The following is a 15,944-nucleotide window of genomic DNA, read 5'->3' on the forward strand; positions in this document are numbered from 1 at the left end:
CGGTTGCGGCGGCGGAAGGGTGGCGGCGAAATTCGGAGAAAGTGTCGGCGATCAGGCTTCCATCGCACTCAGTGACGGTTCCCATGCCGCGTCCACATGGGGAATTTTTTCAGCCGGCACGCGGCGGAAGGCGTCTTTCTCGGAAAACAATTTGTGAAGCAACTGGTTGTTCAGCGTATGGCCGGAATAGGTGCCGCGGTAAAAACCGAGCACTGGCCCGCCGGCAAGGTACAGGTCGCCGATGCAATCGAGGGCTTTATGGCGAACGAATTCGTCTTCGTAGCGAAGCCCTTCTTCGTTCAGCACCTTGTCGCCGCTGACGACGACGGCATTTTTCAGCGATCCCCCGCGCGCCAGTCCGGCCGCACGGAGCTTGCTGACCTCGCTCTCGAAACCGAACGTCCGGGCCCGGCAAATATTCGACTTGAAGGTGCCGTTGGAAAGGTGGAAACGGCAACTCTGGCGGGCAATGGCTTGGCTTTCGAAGTGGATTTTGCACTCGACGGAGAAGATCGGCGAGGGCAGAAGCGCGGCGTGTCGGTTGCCGTCCTTGACGAGGATCGGCTTGATGACCTCAATCGCCATCCGCGCCGCTTTCTGCTCCTGGATGCCGGCGCATTCAATCAGGAAGACGAAGGGGGCGGCGCTGCCGTCCATCACCGGCACTTCGGGTCCCGAAACGTCGATGACGGCGTTGTCGATCTCGCAGCCGTAGAGGGCCGCCATCAGATGTTCGACGGTGGCGAGCCGAATGCCGCCGACGTTGCCAAGCGTCGTGCCCATCGTCGTATTGACGACGTAGTCCCACCGCGCCGGAAGCTTGGCCCCTGCGCCCGCGATATCGGTGCGCCGGAAGACGATGCCGGTATCCGGCCCGGCCGGGCGCATCGTCATCGTGACGTGGGCGCCGGTATGGAGGCCGGTTCCGGTGCAGGAGATTTCGCTGCGAAGGGTCTTTTGGGAAATCGTGTTCAACGCCAAGTTCTGATTTGAAGACTCGTTAAATGAGTTTTGCAGCGGATTAACCATCGCTTGAATGCTCCGGGGGGTGTAACAACATCCCCCCGGGCATTCAAATCACGTTTTGTTACAAAATGTTACGAGCCATCCAGTCTGCCTTTCCGGTGGTTAATTTGCTTGCCGGCGCAGGAAGGCGGGGATCTCGAGAAGGTCCTCTTCCGGCCTTGCCGCTTCCGCCGGTCCGTCGGCGAGGTCTTCGAGATTTTCCGGCATGGCCGGGACGGTCGGGCGTTCGGCCTTGGCGGGTGCCGCCGGACGCTCCACCTTGACGGCCGGTGCCGCTGGACGCTCCACCTTGACGGCCGGTGCCGCTGGACGTTCCACCTTGACGGCCGGTGCCGCTGGCGAAGGGCCGCGGTTGATGGCGGGCATGGTCGGCGTCGCCCGCCTTTCGACGGCCGAAGGGGTCGCCCTCGGCGTTTCTTCGTTCTCCGACTGGCGGGCGCGGCCGGTTCCCGTCATACGCTCGAAGAGGCTGGGGCGGGATTCCGAGCGGCGGCCGTAAGCCCCGTTCGTTATCGCCGCGGCGGCGAAGGGATCCGCCTCCCGATTGCCGCCCGGCCGGGCTTCGGCCGGCTTCGGCGCGATGAAGGGCGGGTCTATCGTCGCGGCAGCGGTTTCCTGCACCGGTTCGGCCGAGGCTTGGGCTCCGGCTTCGGCCGTCTCGGCGGGGGGGAACGCGTCCTCGGCTGCGGCCTCGGCCGAGATGGCCGTGGCGGCGGGGTTGGCGGCGGCTTCCCGTGGTTGGATCGGCCGCCCGCGATCGGAGACCAGGCTGATCCGGTTCGGCTTCGGCGCCACTTCCGCTTCGAGATCAATGCCGGTGGCGACGACCGAGACCCGCATGCGCCCTTCCAGCGCATCCTCGAAGGTGGAGCCGAAGATGATGTTGGCTTCCGGGTCCACTTCCTCGCGAATCCGGTTCGCCGCCTCGTCCACTTCAAACAGCGTCATGTCGTGTCCGCCGGTGATGTTGATGAGCACGCCGCGCGCACCCTTCATCGTCACGTCGTCGAGGAGCGGGTTGGAGATGGCGGCTTCGGCGGCCTTCAGTCCGCGCTGGTCGCCTTCCGCCTCGCCGGTGCCCATCATCGCCTTGCCCATCTCGCTCATCACGGTCCGGATGTCGGCGAAATCGAGGTTGATGAGGCCCGGCATGATCATGAGGTCGGTGACGCCGCGCACGCCCGATTGCAACACGTTATCGGCCATCTTGAAGGCGTCGGCGAACGTCGTCGTCTCATTCGCAACCCGGAAAAGGTTCTGATTCGGGATCACGATCAGGGTATCCACGTATTGTTGCAATTCCGCCATGCCCATCTCGGCGATCCGCATCCGTTGCGTGCCTTCGAAGGCGAACGGCTTCGTCACGACGCCGACGGTCAGGATACCTCTCTCGCGGGCGATCCGGGCGATGACCGGCGCCGCGCCGGTGCCGGTGCCGCCGCCGAGGCCGGCGGTGATGAACGCCATGTTGCTGCCTTCCAGGTGATCGGCAATGTCCTGGATCGCCTCTTCGGCGGCGGCCCGGCCGATCTCCGGTCGTGAGCCGGAGCCAAGCCCTTGCGTGATGCCGATCCCCATCTGAAGCTTCCGGCTTGCCTTCGAATAGGCGAGGGACTGGGCGTCCGTGTTGACGACCAGGAACTCGACACCTTCCAGGCCGGAATCGATCATGTTATTGACCGCGTTGCCGCCGGCGCCACCGACGCCGATCACGGTGATGCGGGGCTTCAGTTCGTACGTCTCCGGTGATGTAAAATTAATTGTCATCGTTGCCTCCAAGGTTATGCGTTTTCGTAAACGGTCGGCGTCCGCCGACGGGGGTTGTGGTGATTGCTTGCTCAAAGTCGGTCGTCTCCCATTAGAAATTCTCGCGCAGCCATTGCCCAAGCCGCCCCGGACGGGCGGAGGTTCGCGCACTCGCGAAGGCGGATTTCCCGGCCCACTCGGTCGGGGTGCGGAGGGCGTAGCTCAAGAGGCCGGCGCAGGTGGCGAACGCCGGACCGCCGGTCGCTTCCGCCAGGCCGCGGATGCGGATCGGGCGCCCGATCCGCACCTGCTTGCCGAGCACGCCGGCGGCCAATTCGCGGGCACCTTGCAACTGGCAGGCGCCGCCGGTCAGCACGGCCCGTCGGCCGGCGATGCGGCCGAAGCCGCTTGCCTCCAGGCGATTGCGGACCAGTTCGAAAGTTTCTTCCAGGCGGGGCTTGATGATTCCGGTCAGCATGGAACGGGGCACGTGGTTAGCTTGGGCGTGCTCCTCCTCACCGACCGACGGCACGTCGATAAGCTCGCGGTCTTCCGTGTGGGAGGGCAGCGTGTTTCCATAAAGCGTTTTCAGCCTTTCGGCATGGAGGATCGGGGTCGAAAGCCCGCGCGCGATGTCGTTCGTGACGTGCCGTCCGCCGATCGGAAGGCTTTCCGTGTAAACGGCGTTGCCTTCGGCGAAGACGGCGATCGAGGTCGTGCCGCCGCCCATGTCGATCAGGGTCGCGCCGAGTTTCATTTCGTCTTCGACCAGGCAAGCAAGACCGGAGGCGTAAGCCGACTCGACGATCGTCTGGATGTCGAGGTGGCACCGCTCGACGCAGACGGATAGGTTCCGAACCACGCTTTCCATGGCGGTGACCAGGTTGATTTTGACGCTCAGGCGATGGCCGAACATGCCGCGCGGGTTGTCAATCCCGTTGCTGCCGTCAATGCCGTAGCCGACCGGGATCGTATGGATGGGGACACGTTCCTCCGGAATCTCGTAGGGGTAACCTTCCATGACGGCCCGGCGGATGTCGTGGTCGCCGATTTCGTCCCGCGTCAGCGGGATTTCGATATTGAAGACTTTCGAGCTTGGCGCGCCGCCGGAAAGATTGACGATAACCTCGCGGATCGTCTCGCCGGTCATTTCTTCCGCCGAGGTGATGGCGGCGAGTATCGATTCTTTGGCGGCTTCCATGTCCGTGATGGCGCCTGCTCGCAGGCCTTTCGAGACCCGGTGTCCGATTCCGGTAATGTTGAGAGCGTTATCCCCCTCGTAGCGTGCGATGAAGCAGCAGACCTTCGTCGTACCGATGTCGAGCGCCGTAACTAGGCCGCTACGTGGTTTTGCCAGTGCCATATTTTCAATCCCTACGTCTTCTGATCTCTACGTTTCGTTCTCGGCCCCGCCGCCCGGCCCGGTCTTGACCGGGGCCAGCCGAACGACGAGACGTCCCTTCAGCCGTAAGTCCAAGGCGGCGACCCGATGGCGCGTGGCGTCCTCGAGGCGATCGTATTCCGCGAGGTTTGCCCAGGCGGCGGCGACGTCGGTTTCCGGCAGGTAGACTTCGACGCCGCTCTTGAGGCCTACGTTCCACCGCCGATTGCCGATCAGCGTCGCCGTCGCGACCTGGGCGGCAAGCGCCGGCTGCGTCGCGAGAATCTCGAACAGCGCCTTTGCTTTCCCTGGCGCTTCTTCCCCGATGACGATGGGAAGCGCGCGGAACCGGCCAAGCTGGTCGCGTTGAACGACGACGCCTTGCTCGTCGACCAAGGAAAGCTTGCCGTTCCGCTGCCAAAGCGCGAGCGGTCGGCGTTCGATGAGGTCGAGGCGGATACGATCCGGCAAGTGGCGCTCGACGGTGGCCGAGCGGACCCAGGGCAGCGCCTCAAGTGCGCCCTTCGCCCGATCGGGCTCGAATTCGAGGATGGGATCGCCGGCCCGGGCCCCAAGCGCGGCAAGAATGGCGGCTCGGTCGGTTTCGGCGTGCCCCTGCACTTCGATTTCCCGGATGGCAAGCCCGGCATCGACGCTTTTTGCCATCGCCCAGGCGAGGGCTGCGTCGTGCTTCGCCGCCGCCCACCCCGACCACCACGCCCAGCCGCCGCCCGTCAGCAGTCCGACCAGGGTGGCGAGGAGAAAGGTGTTGCGAAGGGCCGAAGGTATCTTGCGTACTCCGCGGCGCTTGCGCGGGGACGCCTCCTTTCTTTTCGGGAGCAGACGGCTGATCAGCTTTCGCATCGGGCGTTCTCCACCATCCAGGCAACAAGCTCGGGAAACGAGATGCCGGCATGGGCGGCCAGTTCCGGAACCAGAGAAAGCGGCGTCATGCCGGGCTGTGTGTTTACTTCGAGGACATAGAATTTGCCGGGCTCGCCCTGGCTGTCGTCGTAGCGAAGGTCGGTTCGCGTGACGCCACGGCAGCCCAGCGCCCGATGCGCTTCGAGGCCGAGCCGCAGGGCTTCTTGGTAGGCCTTCGGCACGATCGGCGCCGGCATCAGATGGGTGGCTTTGCCATCGGTGTATTTTGCCGCGTAGTCGTAAAAGCCCTCCTGCGGCCGGATCTCGATGGCGCCGATGGCGATCTCGCCCATGACGGCGACGCAAATCTCGCGGCCCGGGATATAGCGTTCGACGAGAATCCTCTCGCCGTACGGCCACGCTCCGCCGCAGCCCGGCGCACCTTCCTTCTCAAGCACGAGACGCACGCCGACGCTTGACCCTTCGTTCACCGGTTTCAGTACGTAAGGCGGCGCCATGGGGTGCGCGTTTTCGATCGCCTGGCGGCTGCAGACCATGCCTTCCGGGTGGGGAATGCCGGCGGCCGCGAACAGCCGCCGCGCCGTCGGCTTGTCCATCGCGGCGGCCGAAGCCAGCACGCCGGAATGGGTATAGGGGATGCCGAGGATTTCAAGCAAGCCCTGAACGCAGCCGTCTTCGCCGAAGCGGCCGTGCAGGGCGTTGAAGACGGCGTCCGGCTTGGGGTTCAGATCGGCCAGCAGCGTCTTTATGTCGCGGGTGACGTCGAGAACGGTGACGGAATGCCCGCTTTCGGCAAGCGCTTTGGCGACGGCGCGGCCGCTTACCAGCGAGACCTCGCGTTCGGCCGACCACCCTCCCATCAGCACGGCGACGCGTTTCGTCATGGCGTACCCTCCGGCAGGGGCGCGCCGATCCGGCGGATTTCCCATTCCAGCCCGACGCCGGTTGCCTTGAGGACGCGGCGGCGGACCTCCTCGCCAAGCGCTTCGAGGTCGGCCGCGGTCGCGTTCCCGGTGTTGATCAGGAAATTGCAGTGCTTGTCGGAAACGGCGGCGCCGCCGATCTTGAGCCCTCGGCAGCCGGCCCGTTCGATCAATTCCCACGCCTTCATGCCGGGCGGATTCGTGAAGGTGCTGCCACCGGTGCGGGTGCGGATGGGCTGGGTTTCTTCACGAGCGCCGGCGATCTCGGCGATCCGCCGCCCAATCTCTTGGGGATCGCCCTTCTCGCCTACGAGGGTGGCGCTTGTGAAGACCCAGCCTTCCCCCACCGCCGTGTGCCGGTAGGAAAAACCAAGCTCGTCCAGGGCAAGTCGCCGCACGTTGCCGTTGGCGTCGAGCGCTTCGGCTTCGCGGACGACGTCCTTCATTTCCCGGCCATAGGCGCCGGCGTTCATGCGCAGCGTGCCGCCCAGCGTGCCGGGGATGCCGCTCAGGAATTCGAGGCCGGCGATGCCGGCGTCGCGGGCCGTCATGGCGATGGCGCGGGCATACGCGAAAGCCCCGGCCCGAATGGTAAGGCCGCTTGCCTCTTGGTGGGCGAAGGCGCGGCCCAGACGCACGACGACGCCCGGCACGCCGCCGTCGCGCACCAGGAGATTCGAGCCCAGGCCGAGAAGGGTAACCGGCACGTCAGCCGGCTTACCTTTCAAGAACGCGGCAAGGTCGTCGCGGTCGGCCGGAAGGTAAAGGACTTCGGCCGCGCCGCCGACCCGGAACCAGGTCATCGGCGCCAAAGGTGCGGCTTCCGTGTACGTGCCGCGGACCGCGGGCAGGCGGTCGCGCAGGCACCTCGCGGCGGGTTTCTTGGCGGCCATCATCTCTCCACCTCGGGCAGTTTGCCGAAGAGTTTCGCGAGCTGGTCGGGCAGCGCCTGCGCCCAGGCCGTCACGTCGCCGGCGCCGAGGCAGACGACGCAGTCGCCTTCCTCCGCGATTTCGTGAACCCGTTTGGCCAACGCCTCGGGCTCTTCGAGGGGCAACACCTGGCGATGGCCGTGGGCGCGCAGGCCCTCGACGATGGCTTCCCGGTTGATGCCCGCGACCGGCGCTTCGCCCGCCGCGTAGATGTCGGAGACCAGCACGACATCGGCGTCGTTGAAGGCGGTGCAGAAGGCGTCGAAAAGATTTTGGACCCGACTGTAGCGGTGCGGCTGGAAGACGGCGATTACCCTGCCCGGTGTTACGGTGCGGGCGCCGCTGAGGACGGCGGCGATTTCGGCGGGGTGATGGCCATAGTCGTCGATGACGGTGACGCCGCCGACGGTGCCGATCCGCGTGAAGCGCCGCTTGACCCCGCTGAAGCCGGCCAGAGCCTTGCGCAGGGCCGCTTCCTCGATCCGCATCTCGTTGGCGAGGGCAACCATGGCGAGCGCGTTCTTCACGTTGTGAATGCCGGGCATCGGAAGCCGAAGGCCCGCAAACGTCGTCTCCTCGCCGCTGGTGCGGTCGGTGAATACAACGTCGAAGCGGGCGCCCTCCGGCGTGATCTCGACCTGGGTGCCGCGGACGTCGGCCTGCGGAGAAAGCCCGCAAGTCACGATTCGGCGGTCGGGGATTCGGGGAACGATGGCCTGGACCTCCGGGTCGTCGATGCAAAGGATCGCGAAGCCGTAGAACGGGATGTTCTCGACGAAGCGGACAAAGGCGTTTCGCAACTCCGCGAAGGAGCCGTAGAAGTCGAGGTGCTCACGGTCGATGTTTGTGATGACGGCGATCGTTGCCGGCAATTTGACGAAGGTGCCGTCCGATTCGTCGGCCTCGACGACTATCCAGTCGCCGCCGCCAAGCCGCGCGTTCGTGCCATAGGCGTTGATGATCCCGCCGTTGATGACAGTGGGGTCCATGCCGGCGCCATCGAGCAGGGCGGCGATCAGCGAGGTGGTCGTTGTCTTGCCGTGGGAGCCGCCAACGGCGATCGACCATTTGAGACGCATCAGCTCGCCAAGCATCTCAGCGCGCCGCACGATCGGCAGGTGCCGGGCGCGCGCCGCCGCCACTTCCGGGTTGGGTGCCTTGACGGCGGAAGAGACGACGACGACTTCGGCGTCCTGCAGGTTTTCGGGCGCATGCCCGATGGCGATGGGAACGCCAAGCCGGCGGAGCCGCAGAACGTTCGCGTTTTCGCTTACATCGCTGCCCTGCACGCCGTAGCCGAGGTTGTGCAGGATTTCGGCGATGCCGCTCATGCCGATGCCGCCGATGCCGACGAAGTGAATCCGGCCAAGGGAAAGCGGAAGATGGAACGCCTTCATGCCAAGGCTCCCTTCGTGCTTCGGCGATTCACGGCGCCGCCGTTGGCGGTGGCATCGGGCAGGAGTTCGGCGACGGCGTCCACCAGCCGTTCCGCCGCCTCCGCCTTGCCCAGGCCGCGCGCGCTCTTGGCGGCTTTGTCCAGAATGACCGGCGTTTCGAGGAAGGATTCGATTCGTGCCGCCAGCGCCTCCGGCGTGAAGGCGGCTTCCGGCATCAACCAGGCCGCGCCCGCTTCGTCCAGCGCACGGGCATTCGCCGTCTGGTGATCGTCCGTTGCAGCGGGGTAGGGCACCAGAATGGCGGGCCGCCCGGCCGCCGTGAGTTCGGCCACCGTCGAGGCGCCGGCCCTCGAGACGACAAGGTGGGCTTGCCCCATCCGTTCCGGCACGTCTTCGAAGAAGGTGGCGGTGTCGGCTTCGATCCCGAGGCTTTCATAGGTGTTCCGCACGGCCTCCCGATCCTCCGGGCGGCATTGCTGATGGACGCGCAGGCGAAGACGCATCTCCGCCGAAAGCGCCGCCAGTGCTTTCGGCACGATGCGGCCGAAGACCCGCGCGCCCTGGCTTCCGCCAAGCACCAGAAGGACGAAGGGTTCCCCCGGTTCGAGTGCTGGGTAAGAACGTTCCCGCACCTCCCGGAAAGCCCTGCGCACCGGGTTGCCGGTGATTCTTACCTTGCCGGCGTCGGCCGGCCGCACATGGCCGGTCGCCGGAAAGGCGGTGGCGATCGTCGTGACCAGGGGGGCAAGCAGCCGGTTGGCGCGGCCAAGAATCGCGTTCTGCTCATGCAGAATGGTCGGCACGCGCAGCCAGCGCGCGGCCAGCATGGTCGGCACCGAGGCGTAGCCGCCGAAGCCGACAACGACCTTGGGTTTCAATCGGCGCAGCAGGCGGTAAGCCTGACAGAACCCAAGCGCGAGCGCGACAGTCGCCCGGACAAGCTGCCAGACCTTGCGTCCGGCCACCTGGGCGGCGCGGATGCGGTACACGTCAAGATTGGCCAGCGCGCCGCGGTAGGCATGGCCGCGCCGGTCCGTCACCAGCGCCAGCCGCACGCCGCGCCGGCCGAGCGCCTCCGCCAGCGCCTCCGCCGGAAAGACGTGGCCGCCGGTGCCGCCCGTCGCAAGGAAAACGAAAGGGGGTGAGGCCGGCATCAGAATTTCTCCCGGAAGTGCGCGTGGCGGCGGGTGAAGGCGAGAATCAGCCCCATCGTGAAGGCAAGGGCAATGAGCGACGAACCGCCGTAGGAAATGAAGGGAAGCGTCATCCCCTTTGTCGGTATCAGGTTCACGGCCGATGCCAGGTTGATGAGCGCCTGCAGCGCGAATTGCAGCAGCAGGCCCGCCACGGCGATAAAAATGAAAAGATTTTCCTCCCGCATCATGCGGGCGAACCCGCGCAGCAGGATGAAGCCAAAGAGGCCGACGATAAGGAGGCAGACAAGCAACCCGAATTCCTCGCCGGCGACGGCGAAGATAAAGTCCGTATGGGCGTCCGGGATCAATTCTTTGATGCGTCCCTCGCCGGGCCCGCGGCCAAAGAAGCCCCCGTTTCCGAACGCTTCCATCGCCCGCGCCACCTGATAGCTGTTGGCGGAGGCCGGATCGAGAAAGCCTTCGACGCGCTGGGCGACATGGGGGAAGGCGAAGTAAGCGCCGACCATGCCGAGGATCCCGAGGACCAGCAGAAGCGCGGCCCAGAAAAAAGGCAGACCGGCCAGCACGAACTGGGCGCACCACGTCGCGGAGACGACGAAAGTCATGCCGAGGTCGGGCTGGGCGAGCAGCAGCAGGACGACGAGGCCATACAGTGCGATGGCAATCGCCCGGCCCGAGAACTCGCGATTCAACCGCTGCTCGGCGAACATCCAGGCCGCCAGCACGGCGAAGCCGGGCTTGATGAATTCGGACGGCTGCAGCGAATAGCCGGCAATCCAAATCCACCGCTTCGCCCCCTTGACCTCGGCGCCGATGAAAGGCAGCAGCACCAGCAGCACAAGAGAGACGAGGAAGACGAAGATGGCCAGGCGCCGCGCCGGGCGGGGGGTAAGCAGCGAAACCAGGAAAAGAACGCCGACGGCCACCGGCAGGTAGGCCAGATGGCGCTGGACGAAATAAAAGGAATCGAGACCGAGCCGCTCGGCAACCGGGGGGCTCGCGGCCAAGGTCAGGAGGGCGCCGATGCCGATGAGCAGCGCCAGCGCCGCCAGCATCCAGCGGTCCACCGTCCACCACCAGCGGCTCAGGATGCTCGTATCGGCGCGCGCGAAGCTCGTCATGAAAGGTTTCCTCCGCCGGTGCGAACGATCGGCTGGGCGTCCGGCAATTTGAGGACAAGCGTGCGAAAGGCGTCGCCCCGTTCCTCGAAGTTCTTCCACTGGTCGTAGGAAGCGCAGGCCGGCGACAAGAGGACGACCGCCGTTTTTTCGCCGGCGGCCTCGGCCATTCCACGCGCCGCTTCCAGCGCCGTATGGAGGTCGCCCGCGCGCGTGAAGGGCACATCGGCGCTTAAGGTTTCGGCAAACCGCTCGGTTGCCTCGCCGATCAGGAAAGCGTGGCGGACGTGCGAGAAATAGGGCTTGAGGGGCGCGATGCCTTCCGCTTTCGGGCGGCCGCCGACAATCCAGTAAACGGCGTCGAACGCGGCGAGCGCCATGGCCGTGGCGGTGGCGTTCGTCGCCTTGCTGTCGTTCACGTAAGCGATGCCGTTCACGACGGCGACGAGTTCCTGGCGATGAGGAAGGCCGGCGAAGCTTTCCAGCCCGTGCGCGGTGCGTTCCGGCTCGACTCCCAGCGCCCGGACGGCTGCCCAGGCGGCTGCCGCGTTCTGCCAGTTGTGCTTGCCGTGAAAGACTGCAAGCCTGCGCAGGTTAAAGGGGGGAATGCGCGTGCCCAGCCGTTCGACCAGTTGGCCATCCGCCGCGCTGACGCCGCGATCCAATACCTTTTCCGCCGAGATCGGGATCAGGCGGGCGACCCGCGGCGCGATCGCGCCCCGGATCGTCTCCGTGTGGCTGTCGTCAATCCCTAGAATGGCCGTCCCGCCTTGGCGCAGGCAGTCGAAGATCCGCCGTTTGGCTGCGATGTAGCCCGCGAGGTCACCGTGCCGGTCGAGGTGGTCCGGGGTGATGTTGAGAAGGACGGCGACGTCCAGGAAGGGCATGCGCAGGAGATCGAGCTGGAAGGAAGAAAGTTCGAGCACGTAAGTGCCGTCGGCGCCGAGGGGGGCGAGTTTTAGCGCCGGCGCGCCCAGATTGCCGCCAAGTTCGACGCGGTGGCCCGCTGCCTTGAGCAAATGGCCGATCAGCGAGGTTGTTGTCGATTTGCCGTTGGTGCCGGTGATGCCGACATAGCGGGCTTCCGTTTGCGTGCGGGCCAGGAGTTCGATGTCGCCCAGGATTTCACAGCCCGCCTCGCGCGCTTTGCGGACGACGGGGTGGGGTTTCGGATGGGTGAGGGGGATGCCCGGGCTGGGCACCAGGGCGTCGACGTGCGACCAGTCGAGCCGCTCCGGGTCGGTCAGGGGAAAACCTTCCTTCCTTGCCTCCTCGCGCGCGCGCGCGTCGTCGTCCCAGGCCACGACCGCCGCCCCTCCTTCGCGCAGGCCCGCCGCCGTGGCCAGGCCGGAACGGCCAAGCCCCAGCACCATGACGGCGCGACCCCGGTAGGCGGTGACTTCGATCATGCCCTTACCTCAGTTTCAGGGTCGAAAGGCCGATGAGGGCCAGAATCGACGCGATGATCCAGAAACGAATGACGATGGTGGGCTCCTTCCATCCCTTCTTCTCGAAGTGATGATGAAGGGGTGCCATGCGGAAGACGCGCTTGCCCGTCAGCTTGAAGGAAGCGACTTGAACGATGACGGAGACGGTTTCCAGCACGAAAAGCCCGCCGATGATGGCCAGCACAAGCTCGTGCTTGGTGACGACGCTGATGGCGCCAAGGGCGGCCCCTACGGAAAGCGAACCGGTGTCTCCCATGAAGACCATGGCGGGCGGTGCGTTGAACCACAGGAACCCGAGGGAGGCTCCCAGCAGCGCCCCGCACAGCACCGTGAGTTCGCCAGCGCCCGGCACGCCGTGAATCTGGAGGTAGCCGGCAAAGACGGCGTTGCCGACCAGATAGGCGATAAGCGCGAAGCAGGCGGTTGCGATCATCACCGGCACGATGGCGAGACCGTCAAGCCCATCGGTCAAATTCACCGCGTTCGAGGCTCCGATGATGACGAAGGCCGCGAAGGGAAGAAAAAACCAGCCGAGATTAAAGAGCACGCCCTTCAGGAATGGCAAGGCGAGGCTGTAGGCGAGCGGCGGGTGTGCAATTTCCGCGATGGCGTAGCTCGCCGCAAGCGCGATGACCGCCTGCAGCAGGAATTTTACTTTTGCCGGCATGCCGCGGGACGACCGCCGGCGGACTTTCAGGTAGTCGTCAACGAACCCAATGACACCGAAGCCGGTCGTCACGCCGAGGACCGCCCAAATGTATGGGTTCGCGAGGTCGGCCCACAGAAGCGTGGAGGTCAGCATGCCGAGCAGGATTAGAAAGCCGCCCATCGTCGGCGTACCGGCCTTCTGAATGAGATGACTCTCCGGGCCCTCCTTTCGGATCGGCTGGCCCTCTTTCTGGCGCGCTTTGAGCCAGCGGATGATGGCCGGCCCGAAGACGAAGCTGATGAGCAGCGCGGTCAGAATGGCGCCGCCGGTCCGGAAGGTGAGGTAGCGGAACAGATTCAGCACGGGCAACTGATCCGAGAACGGAAAAAGAAAGTTGTAAAGCATTCAGCGGCTCCCTCAGCGTCCGTTCGCCGCGCTCGCCACGCCGTCTTCGGCGTGGAGCAAGGCTTCGATGATGTGGCTCATGTGCATCGCGCGCGAGCCTTTCACGGCGACGATATCGCTGCCGTGCAACTCGGCCAGCAGGGTGGGCACGAGCCCTTCCGCCGTCTCCGCGTGGCCGCCCCGCATGTGCGGCGGCAATTCCCGGTCGAGGTGTTCCATGAGCTTGCCCACCGTGAACACGAGGTCGATCTTGTTCCGGATGAGGTCGCCGGCCAGGTTCGCGTGCATGCGGGGGGCGTCCTTGCCGAGTTCCAGCATGTCGCCGAGGATGACGATGCGGCGACCGACCGGGCCCGCCGGGGCGGCGGCCAGTGTGTCGAAGGTGGCGCGCATCGAGGCCGGATTCGCGTTGTAGCTTTCGTCAATGATCTCGACGGTGCCGCTCGGCAGCGTGGCGCGGACGCGCCGGCCGCGCCCAATCGGCGCGGTAAGATTGCCAAGTCGCGCCGCCGCGCGCTGGACGTTGGCGCCGACGGCGTCAACGGCGGCCAGCACCGCCAGGCTGTTCGTCACCCAGTGGCGGCCAGGAACGCCCACGCGGTAGTGGATCTCGACACCGCCGATCTCGGCGACGACGTTGCTGGAAAAAGCGTGGCACGTGCAGTTGATGAGGCGCGCCTGGGCCTCGGGGTGTTCACCGAAACCCACGATGCGGGAGATGCCTTGCGCCCTTGCCGCCGCCGTCAGCCGCTGGAAGTACGGGTTGTCGCGGTTGAGGATCGCGAAGCCGTCAGCGTTCATGCCTTCGAATATCTCGGCCTTTGCGTCGGCGATTTCCGCGACGGAACGGAAATGCGCCATGTGCACGGCCTCGACGTTCGTGATGATACCAATTTCCGGCCGTAGGAGCGTGGCAAGGGCGCCGATCTCGCCGGGGTGGTTCATGCCGAGCTCGAAAACGCCGTAGTCCGCGTCCCGCGGCAGGCGCGCAAGGCTTAAAGGAACGCCGTATGCGTTGTTGAGGTTGCCGACCGTCGCCGTGACCGTGCCGCTTTCGGCGAGCGCCAGGCGCAACGCTTCCTTCGTGCCGGTTTTCCCGACGCTGCCCGTCACCGCAAGGATACGGGCGGTGCTGCGCTCGCGGGCGGCGCGCGCCAGGGCGCGCAAGGCTTCGAACGTATTGTCGACGAGCAGAAGCGGGGCGCGCTTCAAGACCCCCTTCGGCCGCTCCTCGACGACGGCCGCCGCCGCGCCCTTCTGGAAAGCCTTGCGGACGTAATCGTGCCCGTCGCGGCGTGGCCCGCGAATCGCTATGAAGAGATCGCCCGGCTCGACCTGGCGGCTGTCGATCGAGACGCCGCTTGCCTCCCATGGCGCGGGGCTTGTTCCACCGGTGGCGCGCACCGCCTCGTCCGACGTCCAAAGCGGTTTCGACGTCATGGGTTGTCTCCGGCGCGCCGCAGCGTGGCTTTTGCAAATTCCCGGTCATCGAAGGGAAGAACGCGCGTGCCCACGATCTGACCCCGTTCGTGGCCCTTGCCGGCGATCAGCAGAACGTCCCCGGCTTCCAGGCTTGCGATCGCGGCCTGGATGGCTTCCCCGCGATCGGCGATCTCTTGTCCTTTCCGGGAGGCGAGCAGAATTTCCCGCCGGATGGCGGCAGCGTCCTCGTTCCTGGGGTTGTCGTCCGTGACGAAAACCGTATCGGCCAGCGCGTCGGCGATGGCGCCCATCTCGGGGCGCTTGCCGCGGTCCCGGTTGCCGCCGCAGCCGAAGACGACGCAAAGCCGCCGCTTCGCATAAGGCTTGAGGGCGCGCAGCGCGTGGGCAAGGGCGTCCGGCGTGTGGGCGTAGTCCACGAAGACGCGCCCGCCGTTCGGCAGGCGGCCGACACCTTCCATGCGGCCGGCGATGCCGCGAAGGCCGGGCAGGATCGCCAGCGCCTTTGCCATGTCCCCACCCGCCGCCAGCACGGCGCCGAGAGCGGCCAGCACGTTCTTGGCTTGAAAGACGCCGACCAGGGGAAGATGGAACGCCTTTTTTTTGCCGAGAATCTCGCAAACCACGTCCTGGCCGTCATCCGAAGGCGTGCTTTCGAGCAGGCGGAGGTCGCGGCCCTTCTCGCCGTAGCGGAGGATCTTGATCTTGCGTTCCGCGCAGGCCGCCGCGAAGGCGTCGCACGCCGCGTCGTCCGCGTTGAGGACGGCGGTTCCCTTCTCGGCCAGCAGTTCCCGGAACAGACGCAGTTTGGCGTTGAGGTAAGCCGCCATCGAGCCGTGGTAGTCGAGATGATCCCGGGAAAGCGTCGTGAAGATAGCGATCCGGATGCGAACCCCGTCGAGCCGGAATTGTTCAAGGCCGTGGCTTGAGGCTTCCATCGCCAGATGGTCGATCTTCCGCCCGGCCAGTTCGGCGAGCAGGTGGTGAAGAAGGACGGGATCTGGTGTCGTCAGCGAAAGGCCCGCCGTTTCGGCAAGCGCCGGCTCCAGGCCAAGCGTTCCGAGGCTTGCCGCGGGCAGGCCGAGGCCTTCCCAGATCTGGCGGGCGAAACCGGCGACCGAGCTTTTCCCGTTGGTGCCGGTGACGGCGGCGACCGTCTCGGGCTGGGCGGCGTAGAAACGGGCGGCCAGCGTGGCGAAGGCCCGGCGCGGGTTTTCCGCGACGAGGAGGGCGGCGTTCTTCGGTGGCGCTTCTTTCAGTTTTGGCGCGCCGAGGATGGCGACAGCGCCCCGTCGCAAGGCTTCCGGGATGAACCGCGCACCGTCGGTTTGCGTGCCGGGAAGGGCGGCGAACAAAAAGCCGGGCGCGACGTGGCGGGAGTCGGCCGCAAGGCCGGTAATTGCCACGTCTTTTCCCATTCCTTCCAACATTTTCATT

The 15,944-nt window shown here is 65.8% G+C and carries 13 protein-coding genes; all 13 read right to left on the reverse strand.

What is annotated here, in order from left to right; genetic code table 11:
- Positions 1-51: 51 nt before the first annotated feature.
- Positions 52-975, reverse strand: a complete 924-nt coding sequence (lpxC, locus tag AB1781_08940; protein ID MEW5704693.1) for a UDP-3-O-acyl-N-acetylglucosamine deacetylase — start codon at positions 973-975, stop codon at positions 52-54.
- Positions 976-1,128: 153 nt separating this feature from the next.
- Positions 1,129-2,793 (reverse strand): cell division protein FtsZ, encoded by a 1,665-nt coding sequence (ftsZ, locus tag AB1781_08945; protein MEW5704694.1) that lies wholly within the window; start codon positions 2,791-2,793, stop codon positions 1,129-1,131.
- 91 nt (positions 2,794-2,884) lie between these two features.
- Positions 2,885-4,135: a cell division protein FtsA gene (gene ftsA / locus AB1781_08950; GenBank protein MEW5704695.1), complete on the reverse strand. Its 1,251-nt coding sequence runs from the start codon at positions 4,133-4,135 to the stop codon at positions 2,885-2,887.
- 27 nt (positions 4,136-4,162) lie between these two features.
- Positions 4,163-5,017, reverse strand: coding sequence for a cell division protein FtsQ/DivIB (locus AB1781_08955; GenBank protein ID MEW5704696.1), 855 nt, complete (start codon positions 5,015-5,017; stop codon positions 4,163-4,165).
- Complete coding sequence (locus AB1781_08960; GenBank protein ID MEW5704697.1) at positions 5,005-5,922, reverse strand: D-alanine--D-alanine ligase; 918 nt, start codon at positions 5,920-5,922, stop codon at positions 5,005-5,007. The genes AB1781_08955 and AB1781_08960 overlap by 13 nt, the downstream gene beginning before the upstream one ends.
- On the reverse strand, positions 5,919-6,857 hold the full coding sequence (gene murB / locus AB1781_08965; GenBank protein MEW5704698.1) for a UDP-N-acetylmuramate dehydrogenase: 939 nt from the start codon (positions 6,855-6,857) through the stop codon (positions 5,919-5,921). Before murB ends, AB1781_08960 begins: the two co-directional genes overlap by 4 nt.
- A complete protein-coding gene (murC, locus tag AB1781_08970; GenBank protein MEW5704699.1) occupies positions 6,854-8,290 on the reverse strand; it encodes a UDP-N-acetylmuramate--L-alanine ligase in 1,437 nt (478 codons plus the stop codon). Before murC ends, murB begins: the two co-directional genes overlap by 4 nt.
- Positions 8,287-9,444, reverse strand: a complete 1,158-nt coding sequence (gene murG, locus AB1781_08975; protein ID MEW5704700.1) for an undecaprenyldiphospho-muramoylpentapeptide beta-N-acetylglucosaminyltransferase — start codon at positions 9,442-9,444, stop codon at positions 8,287-8,289. Before murG ends, murC begins: the two co-directional genes overlap by 4 nt.
- Complete coding sequence (ftsW, locus tag AB1781_08980) at positions 9,444-10,568, reverse strand: putative lipid II flippase FtsW (protein ID MEW5704701.1); 1,125 nt, start codon at positions 10,566-10,568, stop codon at positions 9,444-9,446. Before ftsW ends, murG begins: the two co-directional genes overlap by 1 nt.
- Entirely contained in the window at positions 10,565-11,974 is a 1,410-nt protein-coding gene (gene murD, locus AB1781_08985) for a UDP-N-acetylmuramoyl-L-alanine--D-glutamate ligase (protein MEW5704702.1), read from the reverse strand. Before murD ends, ftsW begins: the two co-directional genes overlap by 4 nt.
- A gap of 4 nt (positions 11,975-11,978) precedes the next feature.
- Complete coding sequence (gene mraY, locus AB1781_08990) at positions 11,979-13,067, reverse strand: phospho-N-acetylmuramoyl-pentapeptide-transferase (GenBank protein MEW5704703.1); 1,089 nt, start codon at positions 13,065-13,067, stop codon at positions 11,979-11,981.
- Between the two features lie 12 nt (positions 13,068-13,079).
- A complete protein-coding gene (locus AB1781_08995; GenBank protein ID MEW5704704.1) occupies positions 13,080-14,507 on the reverse strand; it encodes a UDP-N-acetylmuramoylalanyl-D-glutamyl-2,6-diaminopimelate--D-alanyl-D-alanine ligase in 1,428 nt (475 codons plus the stop codon).
- Positions 14,504-15,937, reverse strand: a complete 1,434-nt coding sequence (locus AB1781_09000; GenBank protein MEW5704705.1) for a UDP-N-acetylmuramoyl-L-alanyl-D-glutamate--2,6-diaminopimelate ligase — start codon at positions 15,935-15,937, stop codon at positions 14,504-14,506. The genes AB1781_08995 and AB1781_09000 overlap by 4 nt, the downstream gene beginning before the upstream one ends.
- Between the last annotated feature and the right edge of the window lie 7 nt (positions 15,938-15,944).

It is taken from the genome of Pseudomonadota bacterium (assembly GCA_040752895.1).
Classification (GTDB): domain Bacteria; phylum Pseudomonadota; class Alphaproteobacteria.